Raw genomic sequence first — 18,661 nt, forward strand, 5'->3', positions numbered from 1 at the left:
GAACTACGTAGCAAGCCTCGTCAACGGGGGAGCGGGCTGATCACAACGTTGCGATTGCCCGCCGATGATGGCCCCTCCAATGGTCGGTTTCAGGACGCGCCGGGTCGCCCGCGCACAACCTCTTCGCGCAATAGCTGCCATGCTCTGGAGATGCCTTCGGACCGCGCGCACCTAGACGCTCGGCCTCAGGCAAGGAGGGTGCCCGGCACATCGTCACCGTGACGTGGCCGCGCACCGCAGCTGAACACCGCCGGGTACTGCTCATGTTTCGGGGTGGCCCGGGTTGCCGAGGTTTGCTGTATGCCTGATGAGTTGAACCACCTGCCCCTGATCCAGCGCGTCCTGGCCCGTGAGAAGGACACTCCCGGCGCCTTGTTGCCAATCCTCCACGCCATCCAGGCCGGCGTCGGCTATATCCCCGACATCGCCATCAATGAAATCGCCCATGCCCTCAACCTCAGCCTGGCCGAGGTGCGCGGGGTCATCAGCTTCTACCACGACTTTCGCACCACACCGCCTGCCCGGCACACGCTGCGCCTGTGCCGCGCCGAGTCCTGCCAGAGCCGCGGCGCCGAGGCGCTGGCCGCACAGTTGCGCGAACAGCTTGGCCTGGACGACCACGGCACCAGCGCCGACGGCGCGTTGAGCCTGCGCCCGGTCTACTGCCTGGGCGCTTGTGCCTGTTCGCCGGCGCTTGAGCTCGATGGCCAGTTGCATGCCCGGCTCACCCCCGAGCGCTTGCGGGCGCTGGTGGATGGCTGCCGTGAGGAGGTGAAGGCATGTTGAACCTGTGCATTCCCTGTGATTCGGTGGCCCGCGCCGTCGGCGCCGATCAGGTGGCCGAGGCGCTGGCCCGCGAGGCCGAACGTCGCCAGCTGCCACTGCGCATCCAGCGCACCAGTTCGCGTGGCCTGTACTGGCTGGAGCCGTTGGTCGAGCTGGAAAGCGACGCCGGCCGCCTGGGTTTCGGGCCGGTCTCGGTCGAAGACGTGCCGGGCTTGCTCGACGCCCTGGCCACAGGCGAGCCAAGCCATGCCCTGGCACTGGGCCTGGTCGAGCAGATCCCTTACCTGAAAACCCAGCAACGCCTGCTGTTTGCCCGCGCGGGCATCACCCGGCCGTTGTCGCTGGACGACTACCACGCCAACGGTGGCTTCGAGGGCCTGCGCCGGGCAACGCTGATGGAAGGCGACGAGGTGGTCGACGCCGTGCTTGAGTCCGGCCTGCGTGGCCGGGGCGGCGCGGCCTTCCCGGCGGGCATCAAGTGGCGCACCGTGCGCCAGGCCCAGGCCGTGCAGAAATACGTGGTGTGCAATGCCGACGAGGGTGACTCCGGCACTTTCGCCGACCGCATGCTGATGGAGGGCGACCCCTTCCTGCTGATCGAGGGCATGATCATCGCCGGGCTCGCCGTCGGGGCGAGCAAAGGCTACATCTATGTGCGCTCGGAGTACCCGGATGCCATCCGCGCCCTGAACGAGGCGATCTTGCTGGCCCGCGAAGCCGGTTACCTGGACGTCGCCGGCAAAGCTGTGGCCTTCGACCTGGAGGTGCGGGTCGGGGCGGGCGCCTATATTTGCGGCGAGGAAACCGCACTGCTCGAATCCCTCGAAGGCAAGCGCGGCATCGTCCGCGCCAAGCCCCCGTTGCCAGCGCTGGAGGGGCTGTTCGGCCTGCCGACGCTGGTGCACAACGTGCTCACCCTGGCCTCGATTCCGATCATCCTGGCCAAGGGTGCTGCGTACTATCGCGACTTCGGCATGGGCCGCTCGCTGGGCACCTTGCCGTTCCAGCTGGCCGGCAATATTCGCCACGGCGGCCTGGTGGAGCGGGCGTTCGGTCTCACCCTACGCGAGCTGGTGGAAGGCTACGGCGGCGGTACCGCCAGCGGCCGGCCGATCAAGGCCGCGCAAGTGGGTGGCCCGCTGGGCGCCTGGGTGCCGCCGGCCCAGTTCGACACGCCGCTGGACTACGAGGCCTTTGCCGCCATGGGCGCGATGCTTGGCCACGGCGGCGTGGTGCTGGCCGACGACACCCTGAACATGGCCAGCATGGCGCGCTTCGCCCTGCAGTTCTGCGCCGAAGAGTCGTGCGGCAAGTGCACGCCATGCCGGATCGGTTCGACCCGCGGCGTCGAGGTGGTCGACCGGCTGATCGCCAGCACCGACCCAGCCATGCGCGAAAGCCAGGCCGGACTGCTGCGCGACCTTTGCGACACGATGCAATACGGTTCGCTGTGCGCCATGGGCGGGATGACCTCGTATCCGGTGGCCAGCGCCCTCAAGCACTTCCCCGCCGATTTCGGCCTGGAGGCCGCGCAATGATCAACTACTTCGACCCCAGCAGCGATATCGACCTGGGTACCCCCGAGCGTGTCAGCGACGTGCAGGTCAGCCTGGTCATCGATGGCCGTTCGATCAGTGTGCCGGCCGGCACCTCGGTGATGCGCGCCGCCGCGCTGCTCGGCACCACCATCCCAAAACTGTGTGCCACCGACAGCCTCGAAGCCTTCGGCTCGTGCCGCATGTGCATGGTCGAGATCGACGGCATGCGCGGCTACCCGGCGTCGTGCACCACGCCGGTCAACGAGGGCATGGTGGTGCGCACGCAAACCCCGCGCCTGGCCGACCTGCGGCGCAATGTGATGGAGCTGTACATTTCCGACCACCCACTGGACTGCCTGACCTGCTCGGCCAACGGCAATTGCGAGCTGCAGACCGTCGCCGGCCAGGTCGGTCTGCGCGAGGTGCGCTACGGCTATGACGGCGACAACCACCTGAATGAACAAAAGGACGTGTCCAACCCGTACTTCGACTACGAACCCAGCAAGTGCATCGTCTGCAGCCGCTGCGTGCGCGCCTGCGAAGACATCCAGGGCACCTTCGCCCTGACCATCACCGGGCGCGGTTTCGACTCGCGGGTGGCGGCCGCCGGTGGCGCCGATTTTCTCAGCTCCGAATGCGTCTCCTGCGGCGCCTGCGTGCAGGCCTGCCCGACCGCGACCCTCAGCGAAAAAAGCCTGGTCCAGCTCGGCCAGCCCGAGCGCGCGGTGATCACCACCTGTGCCTATTGCGGTGTGGGCTGCTCGTTCCGCGCCGAGATGAAGGGCGACCAGTTGGTGCGCATGGTCCCGGACAAGCAGGGCGGCGCCAACCACGGTCACGCCTGCGTCAAGGGCCGATTCGCCTGGGGCTACGCCACTCACCCCGACCGCATCACCAAGCCGATGATCCGCAAGCGTCTGCAAGACCCCTGGCAAGAGGTCAGCTGGGACGAGGCGGTGACCTATGCCGCCAGCGAGCTGCGCCGCATCCAGCTCAAGTACGGGCGCGACTCCATCGGCGGCATCACCTCCAGCCGCTGCACCAATGAAGAGGCGTACCTGGTGCAGAAGCTGGTGCGCACCGCGTTCGGCAACAACAACGTCGACACCTGCGCGCGGGTCTGTCACTCACCGACCGGCTACGGCCTCAAACAAACCCTCGGCGAATCCGCCGGCACCCAGAGTTTCGACTCGGTGATGCAGGCCGACGTGGTGCTGGTGATCGGCGCCAACCCCACCGACGCCCACCCGGTGTTCGGCTCGCAGCTCAAGCGCCGCTTGCGTCAGGGCGCGCGGCTGATCGTCATCGACCCACGGCGCATCGACCTGGTCGACTCGCCCCATGCCCGTGCCGAGCTGCACCTGCAACTGCGCCCGGGCACCAACGTGGCCATGCTCAACGCCCTGGCCCATGTAATCGTCAGCGAAGGCCTGCTCGACCAGCGCTTCATCGATGCCCGCTGCGAGACCGAGGACTTTGCCCGCTGGCGCGATTTCGTTGCCCTGCCCGACAACGCCCCGGAGCTGCTTGGCCCGGTGTGCGGCGTGCCCGCCGAGCAGATCCGCGCCGCCGCCCGGCTGTACGCCACCGGCGGCAACGCGGCGATCTACTACGGCCTGGGCGTGACCGAGCACAGCCAGGGCAGCACCGCGGTGATGGGCATCGCCAACCTGGCCATGGCCACCGGCAACATCGGCCGTGAAGGGGTAGGGGTGAACCCGCTGCGCGGGCAGAACAACGTGCAGGGTTCCTGCGACATGGGCTCGTTCCCCCATGAGCTGCCCGGCTACCGGCATATCTCCAACGCCAGTGTGCGCAGCGAGTTCGAACAGGCCTGGGGCGTGACCCTGCAACCCGACCCCGGGCTGCGCATCCCCAACATGTTCGAGGCCGCGCTCGATGGCAGCTTCAAGGCGTTGTACTGCCAGGGTGAGGACATCGCCCAGAGCGACCCCAACACCCAGCACGTCACCGCGGCCTTGCTGGCGATGGAGTGCGTGGTGGTGCAGGACATCTTCCTCAACGAAACGGCCAAGTTTGCCCATGTGTTCCTGCCGGGCAGTTCGTTCCTGGAAAAGGACGGGACCTTCACCAACGCCGAACGGCGCATCTCGCGGGTACGCAAAGTGATGGAACCGTTGGCCGGCAAGGCTGACTGGGAAGCCACCATGGCCCTGGCCAACGCCCTGGGTTACCCGATGCAGTACCGCCACCCGTCCGAGATCATGGACGAAATCGCCCGCCTGACGCCGACCTTCCACCGCGTCAGCTACAGCGAGATCGACCGCCACGGCAGCCTGCAGTGGCCGTGCAACGACGCCGCCCCCGATGGCACCCCGACCATGCACATCGACCAGTTCGTACGCGGCAAGGGCCGCTTCATGCTCACCGGTTATGTGCCCACCGACGAGAAGGTCAACAACCGCTACCCGCTGCTGCTGACTACCGGGCGCATCCTCAGCCAGTACAACGTCGGTGCGCAGACCCGGCGTACCGACAACGTTGCCTGGCACGCCGAGGACCGCCTGGAGATCCACCCCAGCGACGCCGAGAGCCGCGGCATCAGCGACGGCGACTGGGTCGGCGTGGGCAGCCGTGCGGGGCAGAGCGTGCTGCGTGCCAGGGTCAGCGCTCGGGTGGCGGCGGGGGTGGTGTACACCACCTTCCACTTCCCCGAGTCCGGCGCCAACGTGATCACCACCGACAATTCCGACTGGGCCACCAACTGCCCCGAGTACAAAGTCACCGCAGTGGAGGTGGTGAAGGTGTTCCAGCCGTCGGAATGGCAGAAGCGCTACCAGAGCTTCAGTGACGAACAGCGGCGCCTGCTCGACGAGCGACGTCAGGCGCAAGGCAAGGAAAAGGCGGAGGTACGCCGATGAGCAGCGACAACCTGGTGAAGATGGCCAACCAGATCGCCCACTACTTCGACAGCGAGCCGGACCGGGACAAGGCGGTGCAGGGCGTGCGCCAGCACCTGCAGAGCTTCTGGACCCCGGCGATGCGCAGGCAGTTGGGGGAGTGGATCGAGGCCCATGCGGGGGAGGGGCTTGATCCGAAAGTGCGCGAGGCGCTGGCCTAGCGATTGATGGTGCGGCCTCTTCGCGGGGCAAGCCCGCTCCCACGAGCAACAGCGTGGGAGCGGGCTTGCCCCGCGAAGAGGCCGTGACAGGCAAAAAATGAAATGTCCGTCATATACGTGAGGCTATTCGCAAGCGAATGCTACGCTCGCGAAAACACTGTCACGGAAACCCACCATGGACATGAACTGGCACCAGGCCCTGCAAGACAGCCTGAGCTGGCTGGCAATTGCCACTGGCATCACCCTCGTCTGCTTCACCGCCGCCGCCACGCTGGCCGTGCGCTACACCCGCTGGGGCCGCCAGTTCTGGCAGCTTGCCGGGCCCTACTTCAGCATTCAACGCAGCTGGCGGCCGTTGCTGGCATTTGCCCTGCTGCTGGTGCTGACCCTGTTCTCGGTACGCCTGAACGTGCTGTTCTCGTTCTGGTACAACGGCTTCTACAGCGCGCTGCAGGCCCTGGACCAGGCAGCGTTCTGGTACATGCTGGGGGTGTTCGCGGTGCTTGCCGCCATTCATGTGCTGCGTTCGCTGTTCGCCTTCTACGTCACCCAGGCGTTCAACATCCATTGGCGGGTCTGGCTCACCGAGCGCCTGAGCGCCGACTGGATGCACGGCGATGCCTATTACCGCGGGCAATTCCTCGCCGAACCGGTGGACAACCCCGACCAGCGTATCGAGCTGGATGTGAACGCCTTCGTCACCGGCTCCGTGTCGTTGGCGCTTGGCGCGGTCAGCGCAGTGGTCTCGCTGGTGGCCTTCACCGGGATTCTCTGGGGGCTGTCGGCGCCGCTGGCGGTGGCGGGGGTCGAAGTGCCACGGGCGATGGTGTTCGCCGTGTATGTGTATGTGCTGATCGCCACCTGGATCGCCTTCCGCCTCGGGCAGCCACTGATCCGCCTGAACTTCCTCAACGAAAAGCTCACCGCCAACTTCCGTTACGCGCTGATGCGCCTGCGCGAAAACGCCGAGAACATCGCCTTCTACCAGGGCGCGCAGGTTGAGCGCGGCACGCTGCTCGGCCGCTTCTTCGCCTTGATCGGCAACGCTTGGGCGCTGGTGTTCCGGAACCTGAAATTCAGCGGTTTCAACCTGGGCGTCAGCCAGGTCGCGGTGGTCTTCCCGTTCATCCTCCAGGCGCCGCGCTTCTTCAGCGGTGCGATCAAACTGGGCGACGTGATGCAGACTGCCCAAGCCTTCGGCCAGGTGCAGGATTCGCTGTCGTTCTTCCGCGAGTCCTACGACACCTTCGCCAGCTACCGCGCCACCCTCGACCGTCTGACCGGCTTCCTTGATGCCAACCAGCAGGCCAGTGCCTTGCCCAAGGTCGACACCGACGGCTTGCCCAAAGCATTGGCCATCACCGGGCTGCAGGTGCTGCGCCCGGACGGCCATGCCCTGATCGCCAACCTCGACCTGCACCTGCAGGCCGGCCAGGCGCTGCTGATCAAGGGGCCTTCGGGCAGTGGCAAGACCACCTTGCTGCGCGCCCTGGCCGGGCTGTGGCCCTATGCCGAAGGCGAGGTCCGGCGGCCACTGGGGCACCAGGCGCTGTTCCTTTCCCAGCGCCCGTACCTGCCCTTGGGCGATCTGCGCACGGCCATCGCTTATCCGGCAGACGGCAGGCCCGAGGACGATGCGCGTATGCAGCAGGCGCTGCGCCAGGTCAACCTGGCCCACCTGGCCGAACGCCTCGACGTGCAGTGCGACTGGTCACGGATTCTTTCGGTGGGCGAGCAGCAACGCCTGGCGTTCGCCCGGGTGCTGTTCAACCAGCCCCAGGTGGTGTTCCTCGATGAGTCGACCTCGGCGATGGACGAGGGGCTGGAGCATGGGCTGTATGCGTTGCTGCGCAGCGAGATGCCCGAGACGTTGCTGGTCAGCGTCGGGCACCGCAGCACCCTGGCGGCGTTCCATACCCACCGGCTGGAAGTGGACGGGCAGGGTGGGTGGTCGTTGTTCGAGCAGCAGCCGGTGGTCGAGGAGCCGGCTTAGATCCGCGGCCCTCAATGCCTTCAGACCGCTCCTACAGCGAACGTGCAAGTTCATTGTGGGGGGCGGCTCGTCGGCGACGGCCCCGAGCGGCCCTTTCAGGGCTGGATCTGGCATTTCCATACACCCGCCAAAGTGGCCAGCGCAAAAGCCCCACCCACCAGAAACGTCGCCTGATACCCCAGCCAATCCCACAACCCTCCGGCCAGTGCACTGGCCACCAGCAGCGCCACCCCGGTCAGCAAGTTGAACAGCCCGAACGCCGTGCCGCGCAGGTCGGCTGGCGCGCTGTCGGCGATCAACGCGCTGAACACCCCTTGGCTGAACCCCATGTGCAGCCCCCACAAACTCACGCCCAACGCCAATCCAAGCCCGTTCGGCAGCAGCGCCAGCGAGAGGTCGGCCAATACCAGCAAGCCCAGCCCGACCATCAGCACGCCGCGTCGTCCGAGCCGATCCGACAGCACCCCGGCGGGGTAGGCCGACAGTGAGAACGCCAGCGCCATGGCCACCAGCACCGCTGGCGCCCACAATGCCGGCAGCCCCAGCGCCTGGCCGCGTAGCAGCAGGAAAGCCTCACTGAAACGGGCCAGGGCAAAGCACGTGGCCAGGAGGATCAGCCGCCAGTAGCCGCGCCCCAGGCGTGCCAGTTCGGGCAATGCCAAGGGCGAGCGCACGGGCCTGGGCACGCCACGGTCTTCAGGCTCGTGGACGAAGGCCAGCAGGACGCAGACGGCCAGCACGGCCGGTATCACGGCAACCCAGAACACCGTCTGGAAATGGCTCGCCGTCAGCCACATCAACAGGATGGCCAGCAGCGGCCCGATGAACGCGCCGACCGTATCCAGTGCCTGGCGCAGGCCGAATGCCGCCCCGCGCAACGCGGCTGGGGTAACGTCGGCAATCAATGCATCACGCGGGGCGCCACGTATGCCTTTGCCGATGCGGTCGACGAAGCGGGCTGCAGTCAACCACTCAAGCCCCGAAGCCAGGGGGAACACGGGCTTGGTCATGGCCGCCAGGCCATAGCCGAGCACGGTGAGCAGCTTGCGCTTGCCCAAGCGGTCGCTGAGGGCGCCGGAGAACACCTTGGTGATCGATGCCGTGGCTTCGGCGATGCCTTCGATCAGTCCAACCGCCAGCACCGACGTGCCGAGTACGCCAACCATGTACAGCGGCAGCAGGGCGTGGATCATCTCCGAAGAGATGTCCATGAACAGAGAGACGAAGCCCAAGGCCCAGACGCTGCGGGGGAGGGGTAGGTGGGGCATGGTGATCTCGCGCAGGGCTTCGAGATCACTGTAGACAATGCCGGCCCTTTCGCGGAGCAGGTCGCATCGGCGCACCGCCGCCCCCATGACGCCTTACGACTTGAACCGCCCTACCAGACCGTTCAGCTCATCCGACAGCAGCGCCAGCCGCCCGGAGTCCGACTGCGCCGAGCTGGCCAGCCCTTCCACCAGCCGTGCTTCGTCGTAGATCTGCTGGATGTGCCGGTTGATCTCTTCGGCCACGCTGTGCTGCTCCTCGGCGGCGGCGGAAATCTGCAGGTTCTGGTCGCGGATCTCGTTCACCGACAGCTGGATGCCTTCGAAGCTGTCCCGCGCATGCTCGATCGACGACACGCTGGCGCGCGACAGGTCCAGGCAGCTTTCCATCTTCTGCGAGACCTCCTGGGTCTTGTCGCCGAGGGTATTGAGCAACTGGTCGATCTCGCCGGTGGAGTCGGCGGTGCGCTTGGCCAGTGCCCGCACTTCATCGGCGACCACGGCGAAACCGCGGCCCTGGTCACCGGCCCGTGCGGCTTCGATGGCAGCGTTGAGGGCCAGCAGGTTGGTCTGCTCGGCGATGGCGCGGATGGTGCCGAGGATCTGGTTGATGCTGCGGCTGCCGGCTTCCAGTTCGACCATGGCCTGGGATGATTCGCTCAGGCGGCGGCCCAGGCGGTTGACGTTGTCGGTGGTCTGCTCGATCTGCTGCTTGCCTTCGGCCACTCGGCGATGGCCCTGTTCGGCGGCATCGGCGGCGCTGCTGCATGAGCGCGCCACTTCGTTGGCGGTGGCGACCATCTCGTTGAACGCAGTGGATACCAGCTCCACCGCCTCGCGCTGGCGCCCGGCGGCTTCGTTCATGTCGTCGGCCATGGTGCTGTTGGCCTTCGAGGCCTGCTGCAGGTTGTTCGACGCGGCGCCGATGCGCTGGATCAGCTGGCGGATGGCGGCCAGGAACTTGTTGAACCAACCGGCCAGTTCGGCGGTTTCGTCCTTGCCCTGGATCTGCAAGTCGCGGCGCAGGTCGCCTTCGCCTTCGGCGATCGACTGCAGGCCCAGGCTGACCTGGCCGATGGGCTTGACGATCACCCGCGAGAAGGCCGCGGCCACCAGGGCGAACACCAGCGCCAGCAGCATCACGATGACGGTGGTGACGTAGGTCATGCGCGTGGCCGCGGCCATGACTTCGTCGTATTCGATCAAGCCGATGAAGCGCCAGCCAAGGCCCGGGGAGGTCCATACGTTGGCCATGTAGCGCACGCCATCGATCACCACCTCGGTGGAGCCCTGTGCGGTGGCGGCCAGCTGTGCGTAGGGCGCGCCGAGGTCCTTGAGCTGTTTGAAGCTGTGCGAGGCATCGCGCGGGTCGACCAGCACCGTGCCGTCTTCGATCAGCATCACGTAGCCGCTGTCGCCGAGCTTGATGCTCTTGACCAGCTCGGTGAGGTTTTTCAGTGAGACGCTGACCACGAATACGCCCTTGGCCTTGCCGGTTTCGTCGAGCAGCGCCCGGGCGGTGCCGACCAGGGCCACATCGTCCTTGTCGTAGTAGTAGGCGGCGGTGCGCACGGTCTTGTCCGGGCTGGCCATGGCGGCCTTGTACCAGGGGCGGGTGCGCGGGTCGTACTTGGCCAGTTGCGGGTCGTCCGGCCACTTGGCGTAGCTGCCGTCTTCCAGGCCGATGGACAGGATCGCCGCCGCCGGGTGGGTGGTGCCATAGCGGGCGAAGGCGTCGATGACCTGCTGCGCGGCCGGCGGCAGGGGCTGGCTGGCCGCATCGGCGGCAGTGTAGTTCTTGAGTGAGGCGACCGAGGTGTATACAGGATCCTTGGCCATTTGATCGACATTCTGCAGAGTGCCGTCGAAAAATTGCCGCATGTTGCCGTCGATCTGGCGGATTTCCCGGGTACTGCCATCGAGGAACTGCTCCACCGCTTCACTGCGGATGTTCAGCACCGAAATGCCGCCGACCAGCGCCACCGGGATAAAAGCCACCAGTACGAAGGCCAGGACCAGCTTGTTCTTTATCTTCATGCGTGACGCCCATCCGTGAGAGTGAAGGTGCACATGGCCGTTGTATCTGTCTGATGGCCACTTGCTATCTTTGCTGTTCAGGTGGGTCGGAATATAAACCTTTGACGAAATATTCGTGTACAAAAAATCAAGTAATTGTTTTGATCTTTGAGTCAGGCGGGGGTCAGGCGAGGGTGTAGGGGATGATGTTGGCGGGTTGGCTGGCGAACAGCGGGCCGAGCATCCGGTGATCATCGGTCAGGATGAAATAGTCGGATGCCAGTTGGATGAGAGAGTTGTCGGTGATACCGAAGCGCAGGAAGTGCTCGCCACAGCTGTCGGTATGGATGTCCGACTCGACCTGGCGGAACATCGAGAACAGCTGGCCGGCGACGGCGAGGGCCGAATGGTAGGCGAGGCCAGTGAGGTCGATCAGGTTGGAGATTTCGGTGGCGATGTAAGGGGTGATGTGAACTTCGTCGTGCTCGGCGATGATCGCCAGGACCTTCTGGTAGTCCGCGTCAGCGAACTTCTTCAGGCGTTTTGACACCCGGATGAACCTGCCACCTTCCAGGCTGCCGATTACCAGCAGCAGGAGCAGGTTGGTGTCGATGATCAGCTTCCTGGCCATTCATCACTCCTTGTTCCTGAAACCCTTGAACTTGCCGCTGGCCGCATCGATGAGAAACACCTTGTGCTCGCGGCGAGTACCCATGATCTTCGCCAGCTGGCGCAGGGGTGAAGTGCTGTCGGCGTCGACGTTGAGGGGGGCCGGGTCGAGTTGGTAGCTGTAGGTGATGTGGTAAGTGCTCTCGTCGGGGGAGAGCAACGCTTCCTCGAGTTGCACATGCATGGCGCTGGCGACCAGCTTGTGCAGGTTTTCGGCGGCAATGCCGATGGCGTGATCGAACTCAATCATGGTGGCTGCTCTTGTTGGATGCCTCGGGGCCAAGAGTGGGAGGCAGACAGGCTGTAGGAGTGGATTCTGGCACATGGGAGCACGCAGCGCTGTGAGGGGAAGAGACTGCACGCTAGGGCGATATCCAGGCAGGAGCAAGCGGCAAGCTGTAAGTGCATGTTCCATCGAATGAAATCGCGGTGATTACGCAAGTGATTGGTTTTAAGGAGAATTCTTAGGACTTTCCTTATTTCACGTAGGGTATTTCCCAAGCATGATTTTGCGGCCTTTCGGCGGTTGTTCTCGTCAGCCGAGCTCCTTAGTCTCGCCGGGTCGTTGTCACTTCAACGACCGGGTGTGCAAGCCCGCAGATGTAGTGCGAAGAATACGCCGCTGTTTGATCAAGGCGAATTCGCTCGCAAGCCGCTTATGGTGGCTGCGCGTGGGAGGTCTTCGGACCTGCCGGGTTCCTACATCTCGGTCTTGCACACCTGCGCGCAGCTGCCTCCAACTTTCCGAGTGCAAGCGGATTCAGGCAGCTTTTCATGGCTATGTAGGAGTGCTGACCATGCTGAAAATCGTGCCCGATCCACCCCACACCTGGCTCCGGGAGGTTCACCGATGAACCACGCCCCAGCCGGAACCTCCCGGCCCATTCCCCCGCGCCCAACCACGGCCCACGCCCATTTCGGCACCTGCCACGACGCCCATCCCCCGATGTTCTCGGTTCGCGCCGGCATCGATGGCGAGGACGCGCTGGTCTGCGCCGTGGCGGCCTTGCAGGCGGCCTATGAAACCAACGCCCTGGCGCTGGAAAAAGCCGAAGAACCGTTGCGCAGCCTGCTGGTGGCAACGGAGAACTCGCTGGAAAAAGGGCTGGCGTTGTCTTCGGCAGTACTGGAAGGGATAGAGCGCGGCTGAAAATCTGCGACAAAGGCCGCGTTGCGGCCTTTGCGCGGTGCACTTGGAATAGACGTCCTGACTTTCGTTAATCAAACGCCCCTGGCCGTCGCTATTTAGCGTTAGTCAGCGATTTTGCAGGACTTCTCGGAATACATCTGGTCGCGCAGATGCGATATGGAGTAACGAACGTGCTGCACCTGAGGGGGTGCGTCTGCCCTGTTCCCATTCTTGCAATGTGCGCACGGAGACGCCTAGCAGTTCAGCGAACTTAATTTGCGAGAGCCCGGTTCTGTTCCGTGCTTCGGCAGCTTCGCTGATATCTACGTGATGAACGGCGCCATAATGCCCGGCGTTGACATCTCGAATTGACTGGAGCAGTTCTTCGCCAATGTTGCGTGTGGCATCTCGCTGCATCAGTTCTTTTTCAGTCAGGGGCATGGTTCAGTTCCTTCGCGATCTTGCGCAGCATATGCGCGGGGATATTCTCTGTAGCGCTCTTGCCGTAAATCAGCAGTGTTATCAGGACTCCATTGGCCAGCTGGACGGTGTAGACCACCCGTACAGCCCCACGTTTACCTTGGCCTTCCATGCCCCAGCGGACCTTGCGACACCCCCCTGAACCAGGGATAACCGATCCGACATTCGGATTGTTTGCAAGGTACTGCATGAATGCGCCGTGTTCGTCTTCGGTCCAGTAGTCTGGCCAAAGCTTGGTGAAAAGCGCAGATTCAATGATCGTCAGCATAGCGCATCCCTACGTCTTTGACGTAGGGATTCTGCTGTGCCTTGTCGAGATTCTGAAGCAGATGGTTGTTTCGAGTAATTGCGGTGACATGCTGAGTGGGATCAGTTAGCCGTCACTCTTGCAAACGCGCAGCCTCGCCCCTGTTCACGCCACCGTCTGACGGAGCAAAACACCTCGCTCCTCGAGCCATTGCTCAAAACGCTCGAACGTCGCAAGCGCGGCGTGTACCGAACAGGTCAGCGCGGCCGGTGGCAGCGAGGCCTCTGCCAGGCGGGCGAGGAAGCTGCGCCAGTGCGTCCCGGTCAACGGCCCGTACACGTCGAAAAAGGCAGCGCCGCTTTCGGCCCCGACGCCCAGGCGCTCGGCCATGGCGCGCTTGAGCACCTGCCCGCCAAGCGTCGAACCTTCAAGCACGTACATCACCCCCAAGGCACTGGCCTCGCTGTCGATCAGCGGCAGGGCACCACATTGGGGCAGGGCATCGATCTGGGCTGCGTCGAGGCCAAGTGCGAACAGGTCACGGACGAGAGCCGGGGCTTTGTTGCGCTCGACGCCCTGGTAGCCGGCGAGTGCAGCTTCCAGCGGGGCGTGGAAGCCGTAGTAGGCCTCGATCAGGCGCTGATAGGCAGGCAAGTCGAAGCTGTCGCTGAAAAACGGAAGACGCTGTTCAAGCCCCTTGTGGCAGGCTCGGGTGCCCTCGCGCAGGGCTTGCAGCAAAGGGCTTGCAGGATCGGACATGGGGGAGCTCTGGCAATCGACAGCGGACGATAGTGCCAGCCCGTCCACGGGAAAACCACTATTGGATCCAGGTTCAAGGCGCTTGAACTGTGCGCTGTATCTGCAATCATGGCGCGCCCCCGGAGCGGGGCTTTCAACGGCATGACAGGAAGGCGGCATGATGCGCGCAACAACACGGAACGGCTGGGCCCTGGGCCTTTTAATGGCAACCCCAGGCCTTGCGGCCGCGGCCCCCGAAGCGGTACCGCTATACCGCGAAATCAAGGACTGGGTGGTGGGCTGCGACAATACCCGCTACTGCACCGCAGTGCTGGCCGATCACTCGGAGCAGTCGCGCATTTTCATTCGCGTGCAGCGCGAAGCAGGGGCCACGGGTGCTTTGCACCTGACGCTGTTGGGCAGTACCGACTGGTCTGGCGAACCTCTGCTCGACGGCCAGCCATTGATGGCCGCCTGGCGTATCACCCGCCACGCCGAGACCCAGTTGGAGGTGGACGGCGCGGATGCCTATGCTGTCCTGCGCCAGTTGCGCAACGGGCAAAAGCTGGTGGACGACACCCCTCATCAGGAGCGGGAGAGCTCGTTGCAGGGCCTGAGTGCGGCCTTGCTGCTGATTGACTCCGTGCAGGGGCGCGTCGGTCACCCCAGCGCCCTGGTTCGCCCGGGCGATACGGTCGAAGATGCGCAGTTGCCTACATTGCCAGCGCCCAAGGCCCCCGCCTTCGTTGCGCGACCAGCATTGAGCGAAGCAGAGCAGGCTGGCATCACCCAGGTGGTGATGGCCAGGGCCGCTGCCCAGGATCAGTTGAAGAACGAATACGATGTGCCGCCTGAGCTTGAGGTGCATGCGCTGAACGACCGCCAGGCGCTGGCGCTGCTGAGTTACAACTGCAACGACTTCAACTGCCAGTACGCGCTGTACCAGGTGGCGCGATCAGCGCCCTACGCACTGGCGCCGATGGCCTTCGAGGTGCCGGCCAGCCCGGTCAACAGCCTGACCCGCGACCACATCAGCATCAACCAGAGGACCGGTGAGTTGTACAGCTACGCCAAGAACGATTACCCCGGCAGCTGCGGCACGGAAGAGTTCTGGCGTTTCGACGGCCAGCGCATGCGCTTGACCCGGCTGCTGCGGATGGAGCGCTGCGTGGGGTTGGGGCCGGACTACTGGCCGGTGCTGTGGCGCACTCAGGAGTAGCCCGTTCTCGGCTCAGAACGCCAGTTTGTAGCCGATCAGCAGCAGCATGGCCGCCAGGCAAGGGCGCAGCACGCGGTCCGAGATGCGCCCGGTGAGGTGGCTGCCCAGGTAGATGCCCGGCAGCGAACCCAGCAGCAGGTAGCCCAGCAGCGACCAGTCCATGTTGCCCATGCTGGCATGGCCGAGGCCGGCGACCAGGGTCAGCGGCACGGCGTGGGCGATCTCGGTGCCCACCAGGCGGCGGGTGACCAGGAACGGATACAGCAGGAACAGGGCCACGGTGCCCAGCGCACCGGCGCCGATCGAGGTCAGGGTGACCATAATGCCCAGGATCACGCCGGTCACGACGGTGAGGATGTTGAGGGTGCGGTCGCTGAGGTGGTAGTGGTCACCGGCATGCTTGCTGGCAAAGGCCTGCAGGCGCGACTTGAACAGGATCGCCAGGGCCGTGAGGATCAGCACCACGGCCAGGCCTTGCTTGATGATGGCGTTGAGCGCCGAGGTGTCGGTGTGCAGGGTGCTGAGGAACCACAGGGTAAGCGCTGCGGCGGGTACGCTGCCCAGGCTCAGCCAGCCGGTGATCTTCCAGTCGATGTTCTTGTTGCGCCCGTGCACCCAGACGCCGCTGGCCTTGGTGATGGCGGCATACAGCAGGTCGGTACCCACGGCGGTGGCCGGGTTGATGCCGAACCACAGCAGGATCGGGGTCATCAACGAGCCGCCGCCAACGCCGGTCATGCCGACGATGAAGCCCACAACCAGTCCCGCAATGGTGAAACCGAAAGAACCTACATCCATACGCTACTCGACGCCCAGCTTGCCCGTGATCGGATGGAAGCCAGCATATAGATTTTTTTATAGCCAAATAGACTTGTTCGTTATTAGGTTATAACCGCGTTTGAGAGGCAACTGTCCTGTGTCGCCTGCACTGGCCCCACCTCGACCGCATCGACCTCAAGCCATGCGCGATCCCTGTGGGAGCGGGCTTGACCCGCGAACACCGGCGCAGCCGGTGCCATGCAACGCGTTGGCTGCTTCGCGGGTGAACCCGCTCCCACAGCCTGGCGATCCGTTATCACCACCGTCAAGCTCCTGCATCGACCTTGCGCCATGCGCGATCCCTGTGGGAGCGGGCTTGACCCGCGAACACCGGCGCAGCCGGTGTCATGCAACGCGTTGGCTGCTTCGCGGGTGAACCCGCTCCCACAGGATCTTCAGCTGAGTACCGGTTAACGATCCGTCATCACCACCATCACCTGCGCATCCCCGCCATCCTCGCTTTCCGACAGGTAGATATGCCCCACCTGGCTGTCGAAGTAGGCGGTTTGCTGCGGGCCGATGCTCACTGCCTCGCCGGTCTCGAACTCGATACGCACGCGCCCGCTGAGCACCATGGCGAACTCTTGCCCCGGGTGGCGGATAAAATCGTCGAACTGCCCGCGTTCTCGGGCAATGATGCGGGCATAAGCCGGGGTCATGCGCCGCTCCGGGAAGGCACCGGCAATCGGGTAGTAGTCGTAGGTGCCGGTGGAGTAGCCGGCCACCTCGGCCAGTGAATCGACCACCACGGTGGCGGGCTGCGGTGCGCTCGCCGGGCCGCTGGCGCGAAACAGCTGGGCGATGTCGAGGTTCAGGGCGCGTGCGGCGGCGGCCAGTTTCTCGTAGCTCACCGACACCTGCGCCAACTCCATCTTCGACAGTGTCGACACCGGCACCCCGCTGAGTTCGGACAGCTGCTTGAGCGTCATCTGCCGTGCCTTGCGCACCTGGCGCAGGCGCGCGCCGACTTCGTCGCGGTCAAGCAGGGGGCGGGCAGCGGTGGCGTCAGGCATCAGGGCTCTCGAACAGGCAGTGGGCCGGGCATCTTACCTTGGACGCTTGCGCAATCCGAAATTCTCATATATTAGAATTCTCACAAATGATAATTCATGCGGCGGGAGCGTAGATGACACAGATCCATGACACCCTGATCATCGGTGCCGGCATTGCCGGTGCCTCACTGGGTTACCGCCTGGCCGGGCAGCAGCGGGTACTGATGCTCGAGCGCGAGGCGCAGCCGGGCTACCACGCCACCGGGCGTTCGGCGGCCATGTTCATGGAGGCCTACGGCACCCCGCAGATCCAGGCCCTGACCCGCGCCAGCCGGGCGTTCTACGAGCAGCCGCCGACTGGCTTCTGCGAGCATGGATTGCTGGAACCGCGCGGCTGCCTTTACGTCGCCAGCCACGAACAGCGCGACCTTCTCGACGCCACCTACGCCCAGAACCTGGCCAACGGCACCTCCGTCAGCTTGCTCGATGCCGACGCGGCGGTGGCCCTGGTGCCCAGCTTGCGTGGCGAGCTGCTGGCCGGGGCGGTGCACGAAACCGGTGCCATGGACCTCGACGTGCACGCCCTGCACCAAGGTTTTCTGCGCGGGTTCCGCCAGGCCGGTGGTGAGTTGCGCTGCAACGCCGAACTGGTTCGGGCCCAGTATGTGAGCGGCCTCTGGCAGGTCGAACTGGGAGACGGCAGCCAGTTGCAGGCACGGCAACTGGTCAATGCCGCCGGCGCCTGGGCCGACCGTGTGGCCGGGCTTTGCGGGGTCGATACCATCGGCCTGCAACCCTGCCGGCGCAGCGCGTTCACCTTCCCGGGCCCGGCGCAGCACGATTTCGCCCGCTGGCCTGCAGTGATCGGTGTCGATGAAAGCTTCTATTTCAAGCCCGATGCCGGCCAATTATTGGGGTCACCGGCCAACGCCGACCCGGTCGAGCCTCAGGACGCCGCGCCCGAGGAACTCGACCTGGCCCTGGGCATCTTCAACATCGAAGCCATCACCACCCTCGAGATACGTCGGCCCAGCCACAGCTGGGCAGGCTTGCGCTCGTTCGTCGCCGACGGCGACCTGGTGATCGGCTTCGATCCGCAGCAACCGGCGTTCTTCTGGCTGGCCGCCCAGGGCGGCTACGGTATCCAGTCCGCGGCCGGGGCCTCGCGGCTGGCGGCGGACCTGTTGCAAGGCCTGCCGTTGTGCTCAAGCCTTACCCAGCAAGGGGTCGAGCCTGCGCGGCTGTCCCCGGCACGTTTCAACTCAACCATCAAAGGAGATTGCCATGAGCAATGACATTCAGCGTTTTCCCAGCAGCCTGCCGTTTCCGTTTTCCCGCGCGGTAAAGGCGGGTGGTTTCCTGTTCCTTTCCGGGCAGATCCCGATGAGCCCTGCCGGCGAGGTGGTGAAGGGCGATATCCAGGCCCAGACCCGCGCCGCCTGTGAGCGTATTCAGGAAAGCCTGGCGGCCTGCGGTGCACGGCTCGACCAAGTGGTGAAGGCCACCGTATGGCTGTCGGACATGGGCCATTTCGCCGGTTTCAACGAGGTGTACAAGGAGTTCTTCGGCGCGGCGCTGCCGGTGCGTTCCACCGTGGCTTCGGCGTTGGCGCTGGGGGTGGATGTGGAAATCGAGGTACAGGCATATGTCGGCTAGGGCCGCACCGATTGGCGGCCTCACCAACACAC

General features: G+C 64.7%; 18 protein-coding genes. 9 read left to right on the forward strand and 9 right to left on the reverse strand.

Annotated elements, in window-relative coordinates; genetic code table 11:
- Positions 1–300: 300 nt before the first annotated feature.
- The 5 genes from LOY51_RS09535 to LOY51_RS09555 all read left to right on the forward strand — a co-directional run bounded on the left by LOY51_RS09535 (position 301) and on the right by LOY51_RS09555 (position 7,399).
- A complete protein-coding gene (locus LOY51_RS09535; RefSeq protein ID WP_110996094.1) occupies positions 301–786 on the forward strand; it encodes a formate dehydrogenase subunit gamma in 486 nt (161 codons plus the stop codon).
- Positions 780–2,324: a formate dehydrogenase beta subunit gene (locus tag LOY51_RS09540; protein WP_258645917.1), complete on the forward strand. Its 1,545-nt coding sequence runs from the start codon at positions 780–782 to the stop codon at positions 2,322–2,324. The genes LOY51_RS09535 and LOY51_RS09540 overlap by 7 nt, the downstream gene beginning before the upstream one ends.
- The gene (gene fdhF / locus LOY51_RS09545; RefSeq protein WP_125858089.1) at positions 2,321–5,206 is read left to right on the forward strand and encodes a formate dehydrogenase subunit alpha; all 2,886 of its coding nucleotides are present in this window, start codon (positions 2,321–2,323) and stop codon (positions 5,204–5,206) included. Before LOY51_RS09540 ends, fdhF begins: the two co-directional genes overlap by 4 nt.
- On the forward strand, positions 5,203–5,406 hold the full coding sequence (locus LOY51_RS09550; protein WP_125463428.1) for a formate dehydrogenase subunit delta: 204 nt from the start codon (positions 5,203–5,205) through the stop codon (positions 5,404–5,406). Before fdhF ends, LOY51_RS09550 begins: the two co-directional genes overlap by 4 nt.
- 175 nt (positions 5,407–5,581) lie before the next feature.
- Positions 5,582–7,399, forward strand: coding sequence for an ABC transporter ATP-binding protein/permease (locus LOY51_RS09555; RefSeq protein WP_125858090.1), 1,818 nt, complete (start codon positions 5,582–5,584; stop codon positions 7,397–7,399).
- Between the two features lie 95 nt (positions 7,400–7,494).
- Here the strand turns inward: LOY51_RS09555 and LOY51_RS09560 are convergent, their stop codons facing one another.
- From LOY51_RS09560 to LOY51_RS09575, 4 genes are all read right to left on the reverse strand, one after another.
- Positions 7,495–8,667 (reverse strand): MFS transporter, encoded by a 1,173-nt coding sequence (locus LOY51_RS09560; protein ID WP_258645918.1) that lies wholly within the window; start codon positions 8,665–8,667, stop codon positions 7,495–7,497.
- A 93-nt stretch (positions 8,668–8,760) separates the two neighbouring features.
- Positions 8,761–10,701: a methyl-accepting chemotaxis protein gene (locus LOY51_RS09565; protein ID WP_125858092.1), complete on the reverse strand. Its 1,941-nt coding sequence runs from the start codon at positions 10,699–10,701 to the stop codon at positions 8,761–8,763.
- Between the two features lie 163 nt (positions 10,702–10,864).
- The gene (locus tag LOY51_RS09570) at positions 10,865–11,311 is read right to left on the reverse strand and encodes a PIN domain-containing protein (protein ID WP_125858093.1); all 447 of its coding nucleotides are present in this window, start codon (positions 11,309–11,311) and stop codon (positions 10,865–10,867) included.
- Positions 11,312–11,314: 3 nt separating this feature from the next.
- Complete coding sequence (locus LOY51_RS09575) at positions 11,315–11,599, reverse strand: hypothetical protein (RefSeq protein ID WP_125858094.1); 285 nt, start codon at positions 11,597–11,599, stop codon at positions 11,315–11,317.
- Positions 11,600–12,199: 600 nt separating this feature from the next.
- On the opposite strand from LOY51_RS09575, the gene LOY51_RS09580 reads away from it, so the two are divergent.
- Positions 12,200–12,499 (forward strand): hypothetical protein, encoded by a 300-nt coding sequence (locus LOY51_RS09580; protein WP_125858095.1) that lies wholly within the window; start codon positions 12,200–12,202, stop codon positions 12,497–12,499.
- A gap of 105 nt (positions 12,500–12,604) precedes the next feature.
- Here the strand turns inward: LOY51_RS09580 and LOY51_RS09585 are convergent, their stop codons facing one another.
- The 3 genes from LOY51_RS09585 to LOY51_RS09595 form a co-directional block, all read right to left on the reverse strand.
- Positions 12,605–12,919: a helix-turn-helix domain-containing protein gene (locus tag LOY51_RS09585; RefSeq protein ID WP_125858096.1), complete on the reverse strand. Its 315-nt coding sequence runs from the start codon at positions 12,917–12,919 to the stop codon at positions 12,605–12,607.
- Positions 12,906–13,226 carry a transcriptional regulator gene (locus LOY51_RS09590; protein WP_190306046.1) on the reverse strand — a complete coding sequence of 107 codons (321 nt, stop codon included), beginning with the start codon at positions 13,224–13,226 and terminating at the stop codon, positions 12,906–12,908. The genes LOY51_RS09585 and LOY51_RS09590 overlap by 14 nt, the downstream gene beginning before the upstream one ends.
- A 144-nt stretch (positions 13,227–13,370) precedes the next feature.
- Positions 13,371–13,964 (reverse strand): biliverdin-producing heme oxygenase, encoded by a 594-nt coding sequence (locus LOY51_RS09595; protein ID WP_258645920.1) that lies wholly within the window; start codon positions 13,962–13,964, stop codon positions 13,371–13,373.
- A 202-nt stretch (positions 13,965–14,166) separates the two neighbouring features.
- Between LOY51_RS09595 and LOY51_RS09600 the strand changes: the two genes are divergently transcribed.
- Complete coding sequence (locus tag LOY51_RS09600) at positions 14,167–15,162, forward strand: DUF1176 domain-containing protein (protein ID WP_258645922.1); 996 nt, start codon at positions 14,167–14,169, stop codon at positions 15,160–15,162.
- A gap of 12 nt (positions 15,163–15,174) precedes the next feature.
- On the opposite strand, the gene LOY51_RS09605 is transcribed toward LOY51_RS09600, so the two are convergent.
- Entirely contained in the window at positions 15,175–15,960 is a 786-nt protein-coding gene (locus LOY51_RS09605; protein WP_125463438.1) for a sulfite exporter TauE/SafE family protein, read from the reverse strand.
- A 431-nt stretch (positions 15,961–16,391) separates the two neighbouring features.
- Entirely contained in the window at positions 16,392–16,994 is a 603-nt protein-coding gene (locus LOY51_RS09610) for a helix-turn-helix domain-containing protein (RefSeq protein ID WP_125463439.1), read from the reverse strand.
- Positions 16,995–17,107: 113 nt separating this feature from the next.
- Between LOY51_RS09610 and LOY51_RS09615 the strand changes: the two genes are divergently transcribed.
- On the forward strand, positions 17,108–18,268 hold the full coding sequence (locus LOY51_RS09615; RefSeq protein WP_258645924.1) for an NAD(P)/FAD-dependent oxidoreductase: 1,161 nt from the start codon (positions 17,108–17,110) through the stop codon (positions 18,266–18,268).
- Positions 18,258–18,629 (forward strand): RidA family protein, encoded by a 372-nt coding sequence (locus LOY51_RS09620; protein ID WP_110994383.1) that lies wholly within the window; start codon positions 18,258–18,260, stop codon positions 18,627–18,629. Before LOY51_RS09615 ends, LOY51_RS09620 begins: the two co-directional genes overlap by 11 nt.
- Positions 18,630–18,661: the final 32 nt, after the last annotated feature.

This window comes from Pseudomonas sichuanensis (genome assembly GCF_024749065.1).
GTDB classification, from domain to species: domain Bacteria; phylum Pseudomonadota; class Gammaproteobacteria; order Pseudomonadales; family Pseudomonadaceae; genus Aquipseudomonas; species Aquipseudomonas sichuanensis.